This window comes from Pseudonocardia halophobica, from assembly GCF_027922425.1.
GTDB lineage: Bacteria > Actinomycetota > Actinomycetes > Mycobacteriales > Pseudonocardiaceae > Pseudonocardia > Pseudonocardia halophobica.
Map to the genome: position 1 here is coordinate 17183 of NZ_BSFQ01000040.1, position 18602 is coordinate 35784.

General features: G+C 75.6%; 17 protein-coding genes. 3 read left to right on the top strand and 14 right to left on the bottom strand.

The features are described from left to right. Nucleotides 1-395: 395 nt before the first annotated feature. The 8 genes from PKE99_RS30785 to PKE99_RS30820 all read right to left on the bottom strand — a co-directional run bounded on the left by PKE99_RS30785 (nucleotide 396) and on the right by PKE99_RS30820 (nucleotide 9690). Entirely contained in the window at nucleotides 396-1937 is a 1542-nt protein-coding gene (locus PKE99_RS30785) for a bifunctional uroporphyrinogen-III C-methyltransferase/uroporphyrinogen-III synthase (protein ID WP_037053006.1), read from the bottom strand. Beyond that, the gene (hemC, locus tag PKE99_RS30790; protein ID WP_231498422.1) at nucleotides 1934-2941 is read right to left on the bottom strand and encodes a hydroxymethylbilane synthase; all 1008 of its coding nucleotides are present in this window, start codon (nucleotides 2939-2941) and stop codon (nucleotides 1934-1936) included. The genes PKE99_RS30785 and hemC overlap by 4 nt, the downstream gene beginning before the upstream one ends. After that, complete coding sequence (locus PKE99_RS30795; RefSeq protein WP_037052998.1) at nucleotides 2938-4365, bottom strand: glutamyl-tRNA reductase; 1428 nt, start codon at nucleotides 4363-4365, stop codon at nucleotides 2938-2940. The genes hemC and PKE99_RS30795 overlap by 4 nt, the downstream gene beginning before the upstream one ends. Next, nucleotides 4362-5147, bottom strand: a complete 786-nt coding sequence (locus tag PKE99_RS30800) for a redox-sensing transcriptional repressor Rex (protein WP_037052996.1) — start codon at nucleotides 5145-5147, stop codon at nucleotides 4362-4364. The genes PKE99_RS30795 and PKE99_RS30800 overlap by 4 nt, the downstream gene beginning before the upstream one ends. Nucleotides 5148-5457: 310 nt before the next feature. Continuing rightward, entirely contained in the window at nucleotides 5458-6129 is a 672-nt protein-coding gene (locus tag PKE99_RS30805; protein ID WP_051738229.1) for a fasciclin domain-containing protein, read from the bottom strand. 93 nt (nucleotides 6130-6222) lie between these two features. Next, nucleotides 6223-7800: a molybdopterin-dependent oxidoreductase gene (locus tag PKE99_RS30810; RefSeq protein WP_037052994.1), complete on the bottom strand. Its 1578-nt coding sequence runs from the start codon at nucleotides 7798-7800 to the stop codon at nucleotides 6223-6225. A 40-nt stretch (nucleotides 7801-7840) separates the two neighbouring features. Further along, nucleotides 7841-8080, bottom strand: coding sequence for a glutaredoxin family protein (locus PKE99_RS30815; protein WP_037052991.1), 240 nt, complete (start codon nucleotides 8078-8080; stop codon nucleotides 7841-7843). Next, on the bottom strand, nucleotides 8077-9690 hold the full coding sequence (locus PKE99_RS30820) for an AMP-binding protein (protein WP_438865921.1): 1614 nt from the start codon (nucleotides 9688-9690) through the stop codon (nucleotides 8077-8079). The genes PKE99_RS30815 and PKE99_RS30820 overlap by 4 nt, the downstream gene beginning before the upstream one ends. Nucleotides 9691-10317: 627 nt before the next feature. Between PKE99_RS30820 and PKE99_RS30825 the strand changes: the two genes are divergently transcribed. The 3 genes from PKE99_RS30825 (at nucleotide 10318) to PKE99_RS30835 (ending at nucleotide 13733) form a co-directional block, all read left to right on the top strand. Further along, a complete protein-coding gene (locus PKE99_RS30825) occupies nucleotides 10318-10935 on the top strand; it encodes a sigma-70 family RNA polymerase sigma factor (protein ID WP_037053070.1) in 618 nt (205 codons plus the stop codon). Between the two features lie 193 nt (nucleotides 10936-11128). Next, entirely contained in the window at nucleotides 11129-12517 is a 1389-nt protein-coding gene (locus PKE99_RS30830; RefSeq protein ID WP_051738228.1) for a DUF5667 domain-containing protein, read from the top strand. A 343-nt stretch (nucleotides 12518-12860) separates the two neighbouring features. Further along, nucleotides 12861-13733 (top strand): HAD family hydrolase, encoded by an 873-nt coding sequence (locus tag PKE99_RS30835; protein ID WP_037053058.1) that lies wholly within the window; start codon nucleotides 12861-12863, stop codon nucleotides 13731-13733. 10 nt (nucleotides 13734-13743) lie between these two features. Here PKE99_RS30835 and PKE99_RS30840 read toward each other — a convergent pair whose 3' ends face one another. The 6 genes from PKE99_RS30840 to PKE99_RS30865 form a co-directional block, all read right to left on the bottom strand. After that, a complete protein-coding gene (locus PKE99_RS30840; RefSeq protein WP_425566509.1) occupies nucleotides 13744-14862 on the bottom strand; it encodes a lysophospholipid acyltransferase family protein in 1119 nt (372 codons plus the stop codon). Nucleotides 14863-14940: 78 nt separating this feature from the next. Next, entirely contained in the window at nucleotides 14941-16026 is a 1086-nt protein-coding gene (locus PKE99_RS30845; RefSeq protein ID WP_051738227.1) for an NAD-dependent epimerase/dehydratase family protein, read from the bottom strand. Nucleotides 16027-16123: 97 nt separating this feature from the next. Next, complete coding sequence (locus PKE99_RS30850) at nucleotides 16124-16225, bottom strand: 30S ribosomal protein bS22 (protein ID WP_010241351.1); 102 nt, start codon at nucleotides 16223-16225, stop codon at nucleotides 16124-16126. A gap of 246 nt (nucleotides 16226-16471) precedes the next feature. Then, nucleotides 16472-16705: a helix-turn-helix domain-containing protein gene (locus PKE99_RS30855; RefSeq protein WP_037052988.1), complete on the bottom strand. Its 234-nt coding sequence runs from the start codon at nucleotides 16703-16705 to the stop codon at nucleotides 16472-16474. A gap of 172 nt (nucleotides 16706-16877) precedes the next feature. Continuing rightward, nucleotides 16878-17690: a pyrroline-5-carboxylate reductase gene (gene proC, locus PKE99_RS30860; RefSeq protein ID WP_037052984.1), complete on the bottom strand. Its 813-nt coding sequence runs from the start codon at nucleotides 17688-17690 to the stop codon at nucleotides 16878-16880. Nucleotides 17691-17739: 49 nt separating this feature from the next. After that, nucleotides 17740-18579 (bottom strand): thioesterase family protein, encoded by an 840-nt coding sequence (locus PKE99_RS30865; protein ID WP_037052981.1) that lies wholly within the window; start codon nucleotides 18577-18579, stop codon nucleotides 17740-17742. Nucleotides 18580-18602: the final 23 nt, after the last annotated feature.

Below are 18602 nucleotides of genomic sequence, written 5' to 3' on the forward strand. Positions count from 1 at the left end.
CCGCAGCGCTCGCGTCCCGGTCGCAACGATCATGTGCTGGGCGGGTCTGCTGCGGTGATCGATCCGATCGTCACGCGAACGTCGCCGCCGCAGCGCTCGCGTCCCGGTCGCAACGATCATGTGCTGGGCGGGCCTGCCGCCGTGATCGATCCGGGCGTCACGGCAGCGTTCCCAGTGAAGCGCTCGCGTCCCGGTCGCAACGATCATGCGGTGGTCGGGGCTGCCGCCGTCGTTGACCCCGACAACCGCTCGGCCGCGGTCCCTGCGCCCCGCACACACCGTCGGCCCCTCGCACCCATCGCGGAACGTGTGTGCGAGGGGCCGACCCTGTGCGCGAGACCCGAGAACGCAGAGGGGGCCGCACCCGACCCGGGTGCGGCCCCCTCTGTCACCGATCAGCGGCGGCGCGCCTTCACCTTCTTCGGCGGCGGCAGCGCGCCCTCGGCGCGCAGCTTGGCGGCGTGCGCGGCCAGGGCGTCGACCAGGGTGGGCACCCGGGCCTCCTCCGGCTGGACGTCGACGCGCAGGCCGAACTCCCGCGCCGTCTCGGCGGTGGCCGGGCCGATGCAGGCCACCAGCGTGCGCGCATGCGGCTTGCCCGCGATGCCCACCAGGTTCCGGACGGTCGACGACGAGGTGAAGCACACCGCGTCGAACCCGCCGGTCTTGATGGCCTCGCGGATCGGCGCGGGCGGCGGGGCGGCGCGCACGGTCCGGTAGGCGGTCACGTCGTCGATCTCCCAGCCGCGCTCGGTCAGGCCGGCGGCGAGGGTCTCGGTGGCGATGTCGGCCCGCGGCAGCAGGACGCGGTCGACCGGGTCGAGGATGTCGTCGTGCGGCGGGAACAGCTCGAGCAGGCCCTCCGAGGTGGAGCTCTGCGCCTCGTTCACGTCCGGCACCAGCTCGGGCACGATGCCGAACTCGCGCACCTTCTCGGCGGTCGCGGTGCCGACGCAGGCGATCTTCACGCCGGAGAAGGCGCGGGCGTCGAGACCGAACTCGGCGAACTTCTCCCAGATCGCGCGCACCGCGTTGGTCGAGGTGAAGACGACCCAGGCGTAGCGGCCGTCGACCAGGCCCTTGACCGCGCGCTCCATCTGCGTGGGCGAGCGCGGCGGCTCGACGGCGATGGTCGGGACCTCCTCGGGGATGGCCCCGTGCATCCGCAGCCGGTCGCTCATCACGCCCGCCTGGTCCTTGGTGCGCGGCACCAGGACCCGCCAGCCGTACAGCGCGCGGGACTCCCACCAGGACAGGTCCGCCCGGGAGGCGACCTCGGCGCCCATGGTGAGGACCAGCGAGCCCTCGAGGTCGGCGGCGTCGGAGGCCATCGACCCGATGGTCGTGGTGACCGTCTTCTGCGTGGACTCCGTGCCGTGCGCGGTGACCGCGACGGGGGTGTCCGCCGGGCGGCCCTGCGCGGTGAGCGCGGACGCGACCTCGGCGAGGTGCGCGGCGGCCGCCTGCAGCACGAGCGTGCCGGGCGCGCCGGCCAGCGCGGCCCAGTCGACGCCGGCGCGGACGTCGGCCTCGACGTGCGCGGACCCGAGCGGGACGCCCGCATAGGCGGGGACGGCGGTGCCGGCCGCGACGCCGGGCACGACGTCGAACGCCACGCCCTCCGCGGCCACGGCGCGCGCCTCGGCCACCACGGCGTCGAGGGTCAGCGGGTCGCCGGCGACGAGGCGCACGACCGGGCGCCCGGCGCGGGCCTCGGCGAGGAGGTCGCCCGCGACGTCCGCGGGCTGCCCGACGGCCGGCCGGACCTCGGCGCCCTCGGCGACCAGCGCGAGGACGGCCTCGGGCACGTCCGGGTCGTTGACGACCAGCGGCGCGGAGGCGAGCACCTCCTTGGCGCGCACGGTCAGCAGGCCGGGATCACCCGGGCCGCTGCCCACGAAGGCGATCCGACCGGCGGTCGGCGGTGTGCGAGTCATTCTCCAGCTCCCGATCCAGCGGTTCCCGAGGCACCGCGCGCTGCCGGCCGCGGCAGGTCGTCGGCGCCCATGTCGAGCAGCTCGTGCGCGAGGGAGGCCCCGAGCTTCTCGGCGTTGTCCATGTCCCCGGTGGCGGACGCACGCAGCAGCGCGCCCTCGCCCACCTCTCCGATCCCCACGACCGCGCGCAGCGACAGCCGCTCCACCACGCGGCCGGCGTCGTCGAGGTCCTCGACGACGTCCGCGTGCGCGGCCACCGGTGCGCTGCAGCCGGCCTCGAGGGTCGCGAGCACCGCGCGCTCGGCGGTGACCGCCGCGCGCACGCCCGCGTCGTCGAGCGTCGCGGCGAGGAAGCGGGCCAGCTCCTCGTCCTCCGCCCGGCACTCGATCGCCAGTGCGCCCTGTGCGGGGGCGGGCAGCATCTGCAGGGGGTCGAGCAGCTCGCTAGCCTCCCCCACGCGACCGAGCCTGCGCAACCCCGCGGCCGCGACGACGACGCCGTCGAGCTCGCCCGAGGTCACCTTGCCGATCCGGGTGTCCACGTTGCCCCGGATCGGGACGACCTCCAGCCCCAGCCCGAGCGCGTGCAGCTGCACGGCCCGCCGCGGCGAGCCGGTGCCGATCCGCGACCCGGCGGACAGCTCGCCGAGCACCCGGCCGTCCCGGGCCACCAGCGCGTCGCGCGGGTCCTCGCGCGCCGGCACCGCGGCCAGGGTCAGCCGCGGGTCCGGCGTGGTCGGCAGGTCCTTGTAGGAGTGCACGGCGACGTCGACCTCGCCGGCCACCAGCGCCTCCCGCAGCTGCGAGACGAACACCCCGACGCCGAGCTGGGCGATCGGCGCCGACGAGCGGTCGCCCGTGGTGTGCACGTCGACGAGCTCGGCGGGCCGCCCGGCAGCGCGGATCAGGTCCGCGACCTGGCCGGACTGGGCCACGGCGAGCTTGCTCGGCCGGGTGCCGACGCGGAGGGTGCGGGGGGCGGTGCGGTCGGACACGTCGCTCACCGGTCGCCCTCGGTGCCCAGGCCGGCGTCGGCGCCCTCGGGGCCCACCCGGCGCAGCGGCGCCTCGAGGGCCGCGGCGACGTCGTGGCCGCTGAGGGGCTGGTCCACGGTGCCCGCGACGGCGGCGGGCTTCTGCGGGTCGAGCTCGAACAGCGTGCGCAGCGCGGCGGCGTAGCTGTCCCCGTCCGGGCCCTCGGCCAGCTTCTTGACCTGCACGGTCGGGGTGTGCAGCAGCTTGTCGACGACGCGCCGGACGGTCCGGGTGAACTCGTCCCGGACGTCGTCGGACAGCTCGGGCAGCCGCGACGACAGCCGCAACAGCTCGGCGTCGACCACCTCGGAGGCGCGCCGGCGCAGCGCGGTGACGGTCGGCGTGACCTCCGCGGACCGCTGCGCGGCCAGGTAGTTCTGGGCCTCCTCGGCCACCAGGTCGCGGGCGGCGGCCACGGCGTCGGCGGCCCCGCCCGGGTCCTCGCGCACGAGCCGGCGCTGCAGCGCGATGAGGTCGACGACGGTCACGCCCTCGATCTCGGCGACGGCCGGGTCGACGTCCCTGGGCAGGCCGAGGTCGCACACCACGAGCGGGCGGGTGCGGCCGGCCGTGCCGGCCTCGACCGCGGCGCGCTCCACGACGGTGCCGATCGCGCCGGTGCAGGCGACCAGCAGGTCGGCGTCGGCCACGGCGGCGGGCAGCTCGTCGAGCAGCCCGGCGCGGGCCGGGACGCCCTGCTCGGCGCTCTTCTGCGCGAGCCGCTCGGCCCGCTCGACGGACCGGTTGAGCACGGTGATCCCGGTGGCGCCGGCGCGGCGGAGATGGGCGGCGGCCAGCGCGCCCATCGCCCCGGCCCCGACGATCACGGCGCGGGCGCCGGTCAGCTCGCCGTCGGCGTACCCGAGGACGGTCGACGCGTCCCGCAGCGCCTCGGACACCACGGAGGCGCCCGCGGCGTCGATGCCCGTGCTGGCGTGCACCCGCTTGCCCACGCGCAGCGCCTGCTGGGCGAGCTCGTGCAGGACACGGCCGACGGTCCCGGCCTCGTCCGCCGTCGCGTAGGCCTGACGCAGCTGGCCGAGGATCTGCGACTCGCCGACGACCATCGAGTCCAGCCCGGCGGCGACCGAGAACAGGTGCTGCACGGCCGAGCCGGCGTAGTGCACGAAGAAGTGCTCGGTGAGGTCCTGCAGCGGCAGGCCGGAGTGCCGGCCGAGCACCTCGGAGACGTCCGCGAGCCCGCCGTGGAAGGCGTCGACCACCGCGTAGACCTCGACCCGGTTGCAGGTCGAGAGCAGGGTCACCTCGCTCACGTGCGGGCACCGCACCATCTCGTCGAGGAGCTTGGGCACGTCGTCCGCGGACACCGCGACCTTCTCCAGGACGTCGACGGGCGCACTCCGGTGCGAGAGGCCCACGACGAGAACACTCATGAGAGCGGCACCGCCGATCCGTTGCGACCGTTCACGACCCGGGCGACGGCCGGGACGTCTGTGCTGATACCCCCGGCGGCGGCGTTCCCACGTCCCGCGACGTGGAAGGCCAGCACCTGCAGCTCGACGGCGAGGTCCACCTTGCGGACCTCGACCTCCTCGGGGACCTGCAGGACCGTGGGGGCGAAGTTGAGGATGGAGCGCACGCCCGCCGCGACCAGCTGGTCGCACACGCTCTGCGCGGCCTGCGCCGGGGTCGCGATCATGCCGATCGTGACGCCCGCGGCGGGGCACTCCGTGGGGATGTCGCGCACGTGCTTCACGACGATCCCGTTGATCTTGATCCCGACGAGGTCGGGGTCGACGTCGAACAGCGCGGTCACGGGGAAGCCGCGGCCGCCGAAGCCGCCGTACCCCGCCAGCGCGTGGCCGAGGTTGCCGACGCCGACGAGCGCCACGGCCTGCGGGTGGTCGAGCCCGAGCACCCGCTCGAGCTCGTGCTGCAGCGAGGCCACGTCGTACCCCACGCCGCGGATGCCGTAGCTGCCGATGTGGCTGAGGTCCTTACGCAGCTTCGCGGAGTTGACGCCGGCGACGGACGCGAGCTCCTCGCTGGAGACGGTCTCGGCGCCGCCCTCGGCGAGCTGGCCGAGCACCCGCAGGTACACCGCGAGCCGGGTGACCGTCGCCTCCGGGATGGCCTTGAGGGCGCGGCCGGAGGAGTTCTCGGGGGTGTCGGGGGTCTCGGCGGTCGAGGAGTCGGCCTGCGGCGGCAACGTCACGCGGCGGCTCCTCGGGCGTCGTGCTCGTCCTGATGGGGCCGCGGCCGGGACGGCGGCGGCCTGCGCGACCGGGGCTGCCCGCCCGGACTGGAGCCGGTCGGGTCGTTCGGTGGCGACGCCCGTCCACGGTAGTCGCTCGTGAAGGCGTGCACAAAGTTGCGATCTTGGTCCCGGACGTGCTCCGGGCGCGCCCGGCGCGCGCGGACCGGTGGTCGTCCGGTACCGGCCGTTCACCGCGCCGGACCGCCCCGCACGTGTCGTACGACACGCCCGGGGCGGTGACGGTCCGGGGTGCGCCCCGGGTGCCGGGTCAGGCCTGCGGCAGGAGCACCGAGTCGATCATGAAGACCGTCCCGTTCCCGGTCGGGATGTTCCCGCAGAGGACGTTCGCGGGGGTGCCGGAGCCGCCCGCGACGGTCATCTCCTCGCCCGTACCGCCGATCCGCACCGTGCCGCCCGCGAGCTCGGTCGAGGTACCGGCGGCCCGCAGCTCCTCGGCGCTCTGCCGGGTGCCGGACACGTGGTACTGCACCAGCCCGGCGAGCCGGGCCGGGTCGGCCTGCAGGGCCGCGAGCTGCTCCGGGGAGAGCTTGGCGAAGGCCTCGTTCGTCGGGGCGAAGAGCGTGACGCCGGGCGCGGCGTTGAGCGCCTCGGTGAGGTTCGCCCGGCCGATCAGCGCGGTCAGCGTGGTGAGCTGCGGGTTCGTCTCGACGGCGGCCGCGACCGGGGCCAGCGACATGCTGGACAGGGAGCCGGGGTCGTCGCCGGTGGGCAGCGAGGCGCAGCCCGGGCCGAAGACCTCCAGGGCGTTCGTGCTGCCCGGGCCCGGCGTCGGGGTCAGCGGACCCTTCGCGGCGACGGTGGGCACGGGCGGCACGTCCGTCGCGGTGGACGGTTCCTGGGCGGGCGCGGAACACGCCCCCAGCACGACGACGGCGGCGGCGACCGCTCCGAGGGTGACCAGACGCTGGATGCTGCGCACGACATCTCTCCTTCCCGGGGTCTGCCCATGCCTAACGTGTCCGCCGCCGGCACGCCCGCCCGGCGCGATCACGATCAGGTCTCGGCCGCCCGGTCAGGCCGCGGAGAAGATCATCGCCGGCCAGCCCGTCGCCCCGTCGGGCAGCACGTCGGCGCGCTGCTCGGTCTGCAGGTCGCCCAGGCCGTCCGTGGCCCGGGCGCGGACGGTGTGGCTGCCCGGACCCACCTCGACCGTGCCGCGCCACATCCGCCAGGTGTTCCCGCCGACCTCCGCGGCCAGCTGCGCCTCGGTCCACGGGCCGCCGTCGACGCTGATCTCGACCCGCGAGATGCCGCGCGGCTGGGACCAGGCGATGCCGGCGACGGTCACCCGTCCGGCCGGCACCTGCGAGAACCCGCGGGGCAGGTCGATGCGGCACTCCGTCTTGATCGGCCCGCGCTCGCCCCAGCCGCGCCGCACCCAGTAGGAGCCGCGGTCGGCGAACGAGGTCAGCTCGAGGTCGGTGACCCACTTGGTGGCCGAGACGTAGCCGTACAGCCCGGGCACGACCATCCGCACCGGGAAGCCGTGCTCGGCGGGCAGCGCCTCGCCGTTCATCCCCAGCGCCAGCAGCGCCCCGCGCCCCGGCTCGAGGACCACGCCGGTCGGGGTGCCGGCCGTCCAGCCGTCCGTGCTGGTGGAGAGGATCTGGTCGGCGCCGGGCAGCGGGCCCGCCTCGCGGAGCACGTCCGCGAGCTCGACGCCGACGAACCGGGCCGTCGAGACGAGGTCGCCGCCGACCTCGTTGGACACGCAGGTCATCGTGATCGTCCGCTCGACGAGCGGGCGGGCGAACAGGTCGTCGACGGTCAGCGTGAGCTCCCGCGCGACGCGGCCGTGCACGCGGAGGCTCCAGTCCTCGGCGCGCAGCTGCGGCACCCGCAGGGCCGTGTCGATCCGGTAGAACTCCGGGTTCGGCGTGACGAACCGCGTGGTGCCCAGCTCGGCGGCGAAGTCCGTGCCGGGCGGCAGCGGGGCCTCGCGGACGACGGTCGCGGCGGCGAGCCGCTGGGTGAGCCGGGTCCGCGAGTCGACGGTCCCGCGCCCGAGGGCCACGCCCACCCCGCCGGCCGCCAGCGCACCGACCCCGACCGCGGCCGAGGCCCCGATCAGCACCGTCCGCCGCGGGAGCCCGCGCACGCCCGGCGCCGCGGGGGCCACCGCCGCGGCGAGGGCGAGCCGGTGCAGCGTGCGCACCACCCACAGGCCCGCCGCGGCCGCGGCGAGCGGCGCGACCAGGTCCGCCGGCGCGAACGCCGGACCGAGGACGACGGCGACGATCCCCGCCAGCCCGAGCACCCCGATCACGACCTGCGCCGGCACCGACGAGCGGCGCGACGCGAGCCCGGCGGCCACCGCGACCAGCAGCAGCACCACGGCCATCCCGGCGAGCAGCACCGGCTTGTCCGCGGTGCCGAAGGCCGACTTCGCGAACTCGACGACCGGCGGCGGCGCCAGGCGGACCACCGCGTCCCCGACCGCGAGATAGGGCGACGACGTGGGCGACAGCAGCCCGGCGGCGAGCTGGCCCACCCCGAGCGCCGCGCCCACGGCGAGCACCGCGACCGCGGCGGCGACGGGACGCGACAGGACCGGGGCGGCGGGACGGGCGAGGGTGTGGCTCACGTCCATGGTTCGCCCCCGGGGCGGGTGGAGGTTCGGCCCGGTGCGGTCAGCGGGTGAGGGCGGTGCGGAACCGCTCCTCCTCCACCCGGTAGTAGCCGTGCTGCTTCCCGTCGATGAGGATCACCGGGACCATGTCGCCGTACTCGGCGCGCAGCTCCGGGTCGGCGTCGACGTCCTCGGTGCGCCACTCCACGCCCAGCTCGCCGCAGATCCGCGCGACGTCCGCCTCGGCGACCTCGCACAGGTGGCAGTTCGCCCTGCTCAGCACGGTGACCGTCCGGCTCATGCCGTCCCCGTCCCCGCCAGCACCCGCCGGGCGATCTTGCCCGTCGGCGTGCGCGGCAGCTCGTCGACGAACGCGATCACGGTGGGCCGCTTGAAGCGGGCCAGCCGGGTCGCGCAGTACTCCCGGACGGACTCCTCGTCCGGGCTCGTGCCCGGCGCGGGCACGATCACGGCCTTGACGGCGGCGCCCGTCCGATCGTCCGGCACGCCGACGACCGCGACCTCGGCCACCTCGTCCATCCCGGCGAGGACCTCCTCGACCTCGCGGGGGTAGACGTTGAACCCGTTGACGATGATGAGGTCCGTCGACCGGTCCACGAGGTGCAGGTCCCCGTCCGCGTCGAGGTAGCCGACGTCCGCGGTCCGGAACCAGCCCTCCGCGTCGGGCCCGCCCGCGCCGTCCGGCCAGTAGCCGGAGAAGAGGTTGGGGCCGCGCAGCGCGACCAGCCCGGTGTCCTCCTCCGGGTCGGAGAAGACGTCCGCGGTGTCGCCCTCCTCGCCCTCCTCGGCGGCGCGCCCGGCGAGCGGCTCGCCCTCGGCGTCGACCAGGCGCAGCTCGACGCCCGGGATCGGCCTGCCGACCGACCCCGGCTTGCTGTGCCCCGGGATGTTGCAGGTGACGACCGGGCCGGCCTCGGACAGCCCGTAGCCCTCGAGCACCTCCGTCCCGGTGGCCTCGCGGAAGGCGGTGAGCCAGGCCGGCGGCAGCGGGGCGCCGCCGGAGGTGCAGATGCGCACCCCCTCGAGCGCGGAACGCAGGTCCTCGGCCGGGACGTCGAGCAGGGCGCGGTAGAGCGACGGGACGCCGGCCACCGCGCTGACCCGGTGGTCGCGCAGGATCCGCGGGGTGGCGGCGGCGTCGAACCGCTCGGTGAGCACGGCGGTCGCGCCGGCCCAGCAGACCTGCAGGAGGCCGGCGGCCAGGCCGAAGCTGTGGAAGAGCGGCAGCGCCAGCAGGACCCGGTCGGCCGGGGTGACGGGCGCGGGTCGCAGCGCGGCGGTCTGCGCCCGGTTGGCCAGCAGCGCGCGGTGCGACAGCTGCACGCCGCGCGGGCGGCCGGTGGTGCCGGACGTGTAGATGAGGAGCGCGATCGCCTCGCCGCCCGGCGCCTCGGGCACCGGGGCGCCGGGCGCCTCCGGCTCGGCGGGCGGCGGCGCGAGCACCGGCACGCCGGCCTCCCGGGCGACGTCGGCCGCGACCCCCGCGTCGGCGACGACGGCGGCGGGCGGGGCGACGTCGAGGACCACGGCGACCTCGCGGGCCACCGACCGCTGGCCGACGGGGACGGCGATCGCCCCGGCACGCAGCACGCCGAACAGGGCGACGCAGAAGCCGGCACCGTTGGGCAGCACGAGCACGACCCGGTCCCCGGGGCCGATCCCGGCGGCGGCGAGCCGCGCGGCCTCCGCGTCGGCGGCGGCGTCGAGCTCCGCCCAGGTCAGCGTGCGCCCGGCGGTGACGTCGACGACCGCGGGCTGGCCGGGCTCGCGGCGCGCCGCCCGCCGGACCAGCTCACCCAGGTGCTCGACGTCGGGCCCGGGGCCGGGGCCCCGGGTGGTGGAAGGCTGCACGCGCCGAGTCTGGCAGACGGCGCGGCCGCCCTCGCGCATGACGTGAAGTCCGGCCGAGCGCAACCCCCGTGCGCCCGGCGGCAGGTCGACACGCCGTCACGCGGCGCGTCGACCGAACACGCTGCGCCACGACCACGTTGACCGCGCGTGACCGTCCGCTCACCGGATAAGGCATTCGGCGAGCGGTGGCACCCGTCTGGGCGCCGAGCGGCTGCCCTAGAGTCCGCCCCCACAACCTGCCAACGCCGGACCGCCGGGTTCGGCACGAGTTCTCACCCAAGGGAGTGGCATGCAGCCTGTTGCCAGCGCACCGCGGGTCCTCCCGCGCTGCCCTGTCCGACACCGGGTGCACCGGGCTTCATGACCTCCTCGATGCGTCCCGACGGGCTGCTCCCCACGGAGCGGTTCGGGCCCTCGCACCCGACCGGTGCGGACCCGGCCCCCTCCTCCTGGTCGGACCTGCCCCGGCAGGCCCGGTCCGTCGGCTCCACGACCCACCGCCCGGCACCCGCCGCTCCCCCGTCCGCGCCCGACCCGACCGCCCCGGCCGACGGCCGGACCCCGGACGGCCGGCCGACCCGACAGCAGGCGCCCGTGACAGCTCCCCCCGTCGCCCGTCCCCACGCCGTCCCGCCGCCGGCGGGACCACCGCCGTCGGGTCCCCCCGTGGGCCCGCCGCCGCGCCCGGCCGAGCCCGCGCCGGAGGCGGCCGAGCCGCGCCCGGACGCCGAGCCGGACGGCGGCGGCTCCTGGACCCTGGTCAAGGCCTGCCAGGCCGGCGACCAGAACGCCTTCAAGGAGCTGTACGCGCGCTACCACGAGGTCGTCTTCCGGTACGTGCTGTTCCGGCTCGGCGACCGCACGCTGGCCGAGGACCTCACCCAGGAGACGTTCCTGCGCGCGCTGCGCCGGATCGGCTCGGTGAGCTACCAGGGCCGGGACATCGGCGCCTGGTTCGTCACGATCGCGCGCAACCTGATCTTCGACCACGTCAAGTCCAGCCGGTACCGGCTCGAGTCGACGACCGCCGACATGGTCGAGCACTCCCCCAGCACGCACGGGCCGGAGCAGCAGGTCATCGAGAACGCCACGAACTCCGAGCTGCTCAAGGCGATCGAGAAGCTCAACCCCGACCAGCAGGACTGCATCCGCATGCGGTTCCTGCAGGGGCTGTCGGTCGCCGAGACCGCGCAGCGGATGAACCGGGCCGAGGGGGCCGTGAAGGCGCTGCAGCACCGCGCCGTCCGCCGCCTGGCGCAGCTCCTCCCCGAGGGGTTGCGGTGAGCGGCGCCTATATCGCGAACTACATGCTTGTCGTTACGGATGCGACGAGTGAGCCACACCAAGCGGTGAACGGTCCTTGTGCCGTAACCGACGACCGCCCGTCTCGTTGTGTGGGTGAACGTCGGCAGAGCGCGAGGTCCCGATCGGGCCGGACGCTGACGAACAGTGCAGGGATGCAGTGAGGACGGCGAACATGCCCGCGGGACGATGGGGCTCGGACGACGAGTGGTGGGGCGAGGAACAGCTCGACCCCCGATTCGCGCCGGACGACGATCTTGAGCACGAGCTGGCCCTCGCGGCCGCGCTCGATCGCAGCCGTACCGACCTGAGCCCGGACGACGAGACCGCCGAGCGCATGCGCTCGAACTTCTTCGCCGCCCTGGAGAAGGAGTGGGGCGCGCCGGAGGAGTCCGCCACGGAGCGGACCACCCGGATCGACCCGGTCCCGGCGGACGCGCTGGAGCAGACCAGCGACCTCACCGCCGCGCTGCGGCCGGAGGGCCCCGAGGGCGCGACCCGCTCCGGTTCCTCCGGTGAGCGCACCGTGGCGGCCCCGTCCGCGGTGGGCGCCGGCCCCCGGCGGTCGAGGCGGGGCCCGCGGCACGTGCTGCCCACCGACCACCCGGACAACCCCGGCCGCGCCGGCGGGTCCCGCGGCCCGGGCGGGCGGCGGCCGAGCCTGCGCAAGCGGGTCGCCCTCGTCGGCGGCGCCGCCGCGCTCGCACTGGTCGCCCTCACCGGCGGCACGGCGATGATGAGCCGCGACGCGCTGCCGGGCGACAGCCTCTACGCGGTCAAGCTCGCGACCGAGTCCACCGGCACCGCGTTCACCTTCGGCGACGCGGCCAAGGCCCAGCGCCACCTCGACCTGGCCGCGACCCGGCTGGACGAGGTGCGGGCACTGCAGCAGGCCGTCCGCGCGCCGTCCGCCGACACCTACGAGTCCGCGCTCACCGCGTTCGACGACGCGGCCAGCGAGGGCTCGCGGATGATGCTGTCCGGCGCCCAGCCGCCGACCGACACCGGCCTCGGCGACCTCGACGCCTGGGCGCAGAAGCAGGCCCGGGCGATCGAGGCCCTGCGGACCTCCGGCGGCGAGATCCCGGGCGCCGACCGATCGGCGCGGCTGGTGGAGCGCATGTCCGAGCGGGCCGCGGCCCTGCAGGCCCGGATGGGCTGCAGCGAGGTCAGCGACGGCGTCGACGACCTCGGCCCGATCCCGGCCACCGGCCCCTGCGTCCCGGTCGCGTCGAACGCCGGCCAGGGCGGCGGCGCGGTCGACGAGCCGGTCCCGAACGGCAGCCCGCAGTCCGCGCGCACCAGCCCGGCCGCGCCGTCGGACAGCACCGGCCCGCAGCCGTCGGGCGACCCGAGCGCGACCGAGAACGGGCTGCTGCCGGACGGCGTCCTGCCCGGCACCGGCGACGCGGGTGCGACGAGCACCACGACGAGCGGCTCGGAGAAGTCCAGCAGCACGGAGCAGAGCTCGTCCGACGCACCGAGCGGCGGCGGGGGCGGGGTCCTGCCCCCGATCACGCTGCCGCCGCTGCTGCCCGGCCTCGGGCCGATCACCATCGGCTGAGCGGCGGACGGCCCGACGACGGAGCGGGGCCGCGCGGTGACACACCGTGCGGCCCCGGTTCCGCGTCCGGAGGCCGTTTCGCGCCGGTACGGTCGGGGTCGCCCAGTAGGCTGGACGCGCGGTGCCCGACCGGTCACGGACCGGTCGGACCGGCGGACGGATCGGCACGGCGGGCACGGACCGGCGCGAGCGCGGACCGGGAGGCCCCCAGGTGGTAGGACCCGAGGTGGTTGTGGAGCACGGTGAGCCGCAGGGTGCGGGCGGGGCGGACCGGAACGGCGCCGCCGACCCGCTTCGGAACGGTGCCCACGGTGAGGTGGCGGGCGTCACCGAGACGACCGACGTGATCGAGGAGGCCACGGCCCTCGACCGCGCGCAGCGGGCGGGCGAGGCCGCCGCGGCCGCCGCCGTGGCCGCCGGTGAGCCCCCGCCGTCCGCGGCGGCCGACGTGGACCTCACCGCGGCCGCGTTCTTCGACGTCGACAACACGATGATGGTCGGCGCCTCGATCTTCCACTTCGCCCGCGGGCTGGCCGCCCGCAAGTTCTTCACCACCTCCGACCTCGCCGGCTTCGCCTGGCAGCAGCTCAAGTTCCGGATCGGCGGGCGCGAGGACAAGAACGGCATCGCCGGGCACCGGGACACCGCGCTGTCCTTCGTGGCGGGCCGCCCCGTCGACGAGGTCGTGTCGCTCGGCGAGGAGATCTACGACGAGCTGATGGCGGACCGGATCTGGGCCGGCACCCGCGCGCTCGCCCAGATGCACCTCGACGCCGGGCAGCGGGTCTGGCTGGTCACGGCGACGCCCGTCGAGCTGGCCCTGATCATCGCCCGGCGGCTCGGCCTGACCGGGGCGCTCGGCACGGTCGCCGAGAGCGTCGACGGGCACTACACCGGGCGGCTGGTCGGCGAGATCCTGCACGGCCCGGCGAAGGCCCATGCGGTGCGCGCGCTGGCGGCCACCGAGGGCCTGGACCTGCGGCGCTGCACCGCCTACTCGGACTCGGTGAACGACGTGCCGATGCTGTCCGCGGTCGGCACCGCCGTGGCCGTCAACCCGGACTCCGAGCTGCGGGACGTCGCCAAGGACCGCGGGTGGCAGATCCGGGACTTCCGCAGCGGGCGCAAGGTGGCCCGGATCGGGGTGCCCTCGGTGCTGGGCGCCGGCGCGCTGGCCGGGGCGGTCGCCGCCGGCGTGGCGTACCGGCGGCGCTGAGCGCCCCGGCTCAGCCCAGGAACACGTTGCGCCGCTGGCTGAGCAGCCGGTAGAGAGTGTGCTGGATGGTCTCGCGCACCTGGTCGGTCAGGTTGAACACGAGCATCGGGTCCTCGGCGTCGGCCGGGGTGTAGGCGTCGAGCGAGATCGGCTCGCCGAACTCGATGTACCACTTCGACGGCAGCGGGACGAGACCCAGCGGGCCGAGCAGCGGGAAGGTCGGCGTGATCGGGAAGTACGGCGCGCCGAGCAGCCGGGCCAGCGGCGCGATGTCGCCGATCTTCGGGTAGGTCTCCTCCGCGCCGACGATCGAGCACGGGATGATCGGCACGCCGGTGCGCAGCGCGGCCGAGACGAACCCGCCGCGGCCGAAGCGCTGCAGCTTGTACCGGTCCTTGAAGGGCTTGCCGATGCCCTTGAAGCCCTCCGGGAACACCCCGACGAGCTCGCCGGAGGACATCAGCCGCTCCGCGTCGGCGTTGCAGGCGAGGGTGGCGCCGTTCTTGCGGGCCAGCTCACCCACCACCGGCAGCTTGAACATGAGGTCCGCGCCCAGCAGCCGCAGCCGGCGGGCGGCCGGGTGCTCGTCGTGCAGCGCCTGGATGGTCATCAGCGCGTCGAGCGGGAGGGTTCCCGAATGGTTGGCGACGACGAGCGCGCCGCCGGTGTCCGGGACGTGGTGCAGGCCGATCGTCTCGACCCGGAACCAGCGCTCGTAGAGCGGGCGCAGCGCGGGCGCGAGCACCTTGTCGGCGAGGTCGGCGTCGAAGCCGAACTCGTCGACCGAGTAGTCGCCGGAGAGGCGGCGGCGCAGGAAGCGCAGCACCTCCTCGAGCCCGACCTCCCAGGCCGGGGGCTCCGGGTCCGGCACGGCCGCGACGGGCGGCACCGCGGCGCCGCCGCTCCCGTCCTCGTCGAGCCCCGGGCGCGGGCGGGGCGTGGTCGTGGCCGGACGACGGGTGCGGCCCGGCTCACGCCCGGTCTCGCGCCCCGGCTCGCGTGCCTCCGTGCCCGCGCGGGTGCGCGCGCCCGGGCGGCTCCCGCCCCGGTCGCGGCCCTCCCCGAGCCGCCACCGGGTGCGTCCCCCGGTCTCGTCCGCCCGCAACGGGATGACGCGCGCTTCCGGCACCCGAACCCCCTCCGAACCTGCGCCGTTGTCCGATTTCCCCGACCGCCGCACCATGCCCTACCCCCGGCCCGTGGCCCGCTAGCGCAGCATCCGCGCGGCCTGCAGGACCGTCCGCTCCGCCGCCTCGATCCGCTCCGCCCCGAGGACCGGCCGGAGCGCGCGGCCGCGGACGTAGTCGTCGAAGGCCTGGACGGTGGTCCAACGAGGGTGGAAGCCGAAGCGTTCCTTCAACCTCGTCGTGTCCACCACCCGGCCGAAGTTGAGGAACCGCATCTGCTCCGGCGAGTAGTCGACGACGCGGGTGCCGCGCAGGAACCGCCCGACCGGCCCGACCAGCGGCGCCGGGACCCCGGCCTGCACCCGGCCGGCCCGGCGGATGGCCTGGGAGAGCATGAGCACCCCGTCGGCCGCGACGTTGTAGACCCCGGGGTGCTCCTCCACGGCGGCCCGCTCGAGCACGGCGAGCGCGTCCTCCTCGTGCAGGAACTGCAGCCGCGGGTCGAAGCCGAGGATCGTCGGGACGACCGGCAGCGAGAAGTAGCGGGTCAGCACCGTCTCGATGCGCGGGCCGACGTAGTTGCAGAAGCGCAGGACGCTGGTCGTGACGTCCGGCCGGCGGCGGGCGAAGCCGCGCAGGTAGCCCTCGATCTCGGCGGCGTCCTTGGCGTACCCGCCGGAGGGGAGGTCCTTCGGCGTCATCGACTCGTCGAACAGCGCGGGGTCGCGCGAGCCGGAGCCGTAGACGGCGGTGGTGGACTTGAGGACGACGCGCCGCACCCGCTCCGACTTCTGGCAGGCGGCGAGGAGCTGCATCGTCCCGATGACGTTCATCTCCTTCATCGCCGTGCGGCCGCCGGACGAGCCGGGCCCGGCGGAGAGGGCGGCGTGCACCACGGTGTCGACGCCGGCGCCGGAGATGACCTTGGCGATGAGCGGGTTGCGGATGTCCGCGCGGACGAACTCCGCGCGGCCCATGCGGCGCAACATGTCCCGGGACGGCGGGACGGTGTCCACGCCGAGCACCCGCTCGATCGCGGGGTTCGCGGCGAGCCGTGCGGCCAGGTTGCCGCCGAGGAAGCGGCTGACACCTGTCACCAGCACGACGGAGGGAGCGCCGCCACCGCTGCTGCGGTCGGCGTCGCGGGGAGATCCCGTGCGCGTCACGGACCCGACCTCGTTCGTCGTGCGACCAGGGACCCCGGGTGCGACCCGGGCCGGTGGACCCCGGCCCGCCCCTGCGGGGGACGGGCGGGGTCACACCTCACTTGCCGAGCTTGCGACGCTGCACGCGGGTCTTGCGGAGCAGCTTGCGGTGCTTCTTCTTGGACATGCGCTTGCGACGCTTCTTGATGACCGAGCCCATGCGCCGGTACCTCCTGTGCTCACTGCTTCGCTCGCGGCCGGGAGCCGGCCCGAGAGGGTGTGTCCCCGCCGCGCGGCGGTCGCGCGCACGCGGGTGCACACGGCGAGACGATGACCGGTCGCCGATCCTACCCGGCGCCCGGCGGGGCGACCCGCCAGGGCGGGTCGCGGACCACCGGGGGTGACCCGGCGGTCGGTGCGGATGTCCGTTGCGCGGGCGTCCGCTCGGTGCGGGTACCCGCTCCGCTCAGCCCGCGTCGAAGTACGCGTGCCGCAGGTAGTCCTCGACGGCGCGCTTCGGGACGCGGAACGAACGACCCACCCGGGCCGCGGGGAGCTCCCCACCGTGCACCAGCCGGTACACGGTCATCTTGGAGACCCGCATCATGGCGGCGACCTCCGCCACGGTGAGGAACTGCACCGCGGCGATGTTGTCGATGCGTTCGGGCTGCCCTGAATGCCCTGGCTGCTGCGTGGCCATCCGGACACCGCCTTCCCTGGAGAAGTCCCACGTTCCCGCCCGGGGTCCTCGTCCCCCGCGCGGCGTGTTCCCCGTGAGGATAGCGGTGCCGGTGTGACGCCTTCGACACACCATGCCACTCGGGCAGGGAATTCAGCCGCGCGTCAGGGTGACACGTGATCCTTCGTTCGGGTCAACGGTTCTGCACCGAGCGTCCCAGCTCCACCGAGCGGTCCCGCGCGGCCTCGATCGCGTCGATCAGGGCCGCCCGGACGCCGTGCCGCTCCAGCTCGCGGATGGCCGCGATGGTCGTCCCGGCCGGGGAGGTGACGGCCTCGCGGAGCAGCACCGGGTGGTCGTCGGACTCGCGGAGCATGGTGGCCGCGCCGAAGGCGGACTGGACGATCAGGTCGGCGGCGACGGCGCGCGGCAGGCCGAGCAGTATCCCGGCGTCGATCATGGCCTCGACCAGGTAGAAGAAGTACGCCGGGCCGGAGCCGGACAGCGCGGTCACGGCGTCCTGCTGGGCCTCGGGGACCCGCACCACGCGGCCCACCGAGCCGAGCATCTCCTCGGCCAGCGCGAGGTGCTCGGCGCTGGCGTGGCTGCCGCCGGAGACCGCGCTCATCGCCTCGCCGACGACCATCGGGGTGTTCGGCATGACCCGCACGACCGGCGTCCCCTCGGGCAGGCCGCCCTCGAACAGCGCGGTCGGCAGGCCGGCGCACAGCGAGACGACGAGCGTCCCCGGGGTCAGCGCCGCCTTCAGCTCGGTGAGGACCGGGGCGATGTCCTGCGGCTTGACCGCGACCACCACGACGTCGGCCTTGGCCGCGGCGCCCGCCACGTCGGCCGAGTCCACCCCGAGGCGCCCGGACAGCTCGGCGGCCCGCTCCGGGTGCCGCTCGGTGAACACCAGGTCCGCCGCGGGCCGGCCCGCCGCGAGCAGCCCCGAGAGGAGCGCCTCGCCGATCTTGCCGGCGCCCAGAACCGCGATACGTGTCATGGATCGACGGTAACCGCCGGAATCCGGGCTGGTCGGGGAGGGTGCGCGGCTATCGGCGCGGGAGCGGGGAGAGCGCGAGCTGGCGGGCCTGGCAGACCACCCGGCCCGTCGCGTCGCGGACGGTGCAGTCCTCGTCGAACCAGGTCCCGGCGATCATCTGCGAGCGCGACTCCAGCGCCAGCCAGCCCGGCGCCGGCCGCGCCCGCAGCATCGCGGTGAGCTGCACGGTCGGCGCCCAGCCGCGCCCGCCGCCCCGGTTGAACACGGTCGGCGGCAGCGCGTCCCCGGCGAGCAGCGCGAACAACGGGTCCGGGTCCTCCCCGCGCGGCCGCATCCAGCCCCGCACCACCGGGTCCGCGGTCTCCTTGCGCAGGAAGGCCATCGTGGCCGGGTCGTAGCGCGCCTCGGTGGCGGCGGCCAGCCCCTCGCCGGGGGTCCGGACGTCCGGCACGAAGTCGATCGCGTCCGCCGGCGGCTCCAGCGGCATCGGGGACTCGGCCAGCCAGCTCGGGTCGGCGTCGGGCAGTGCTCCCGCCGTGACGGTGGCCGAGAGCAGGAGCCTGCCGTTCTGGGTCATCCGGGCGGCGGCGACCGACGCCTGCCTGCCCAGCTTCAGCACGTCCGTCTCGAGCTCCACCGTGCCCAGCTCCGGGGCGCGCAGGAACTCCGTCCCGACGACCACCGGGTCGAGCTCGGTGTCCCCGCCGTGCTCGGCGTTCAGCCTCGCGATCGCCGCCTTGGTCAGCAGGACCATCAGCAGGCCGCCGTGGGCCTTGCCGCCGATGGAGAACAGCGTGCCGAGCTCCGCGGTGAAGCGGCCCCCGCCCTCGTCGGTCAGCACGGTGGACGCCGCGAACGGCCGATCGACGGTCACATCGGTGGGAGCCATGAAACGGTCGTATCACGCCGGAC

Excerpts from the sequence above, each read along its gene's own strand:
- PKE99_RS30785 (WP_037053006.1), bottom strand. The coding sequence starts at position 1,937 with ATGACTCGCACACCGCCGACCGCCGGTCGGATCGCCTTCGTGGGCAGC.
- PKE99_RS30795 (WP_037052998.1), bottom strand. The coding sequence starts at position 4,365 with ATGAGTGTTCTCGTCGTGGGCCTCTCGCACCGGAGTGCGCCCGTCGAC.
- PKE99_RS30810 (WP_037052994.1), bottom strand. The coding sequence starts at position 7,800 with ATGGACGTGAGCCACACCCTCGCCCGTCCCGCCGCCCCGGTCCTGTCG.
- PKE99_RS30815 (WP_037052991.1), bottom strand. The coding sequence starts at position 8,080 with ATGAGCCGGACGGTCACCGTGCTGAGCAGGGCGAACTGCCACCTGTGC.
- PKE99_RS30820 (WP_438865921.1), bottom strand. The coding sequence starts at position 9,690 with ATGCGCGAGGGCGGCCGCGCCGTCTGCCAGACTCGGCGCGTGCAGCCT.
- PKE99_RS30830 (WP_051738228.1), top strand. The coding sequence starts at position 11,129 with ATGCCCGCGGGACGATGGGGCTCGGACGACGAGTGGTGGGGCGAGGAA.
- PKE99_RS30850 (WP_010241351.1), bottom strand. The coding sequence starts at position 16,225 with ATGGGCTCGGTCATCAAGAAGCGTCGCAAGCGCATGTCCAAGAAGAAG.
- PKE99_RS30855 (WP_037052988.1), bottom strand. The coding sequence starts at position 16,705 with ATGGCCACGCAGCAGCCAGGGCATTCAGGGCAGCCCGAACGCATCGAC.
- proC (WP_037052984.1), bottom strand. The coding sequence starts at position 17,690 with ATGACACGTATCGCGGTTCTGGGCGCCGGCAAGATCGGCGAGGCGCTC.
- PKE99_RS30865 (WP_037052981.1), bottom strand. The coding sequence starts at position 18,579 with ATGGCTCCCACCGATGTGACCGTCGATCGGCCGTTCGCGGCGTCCACC.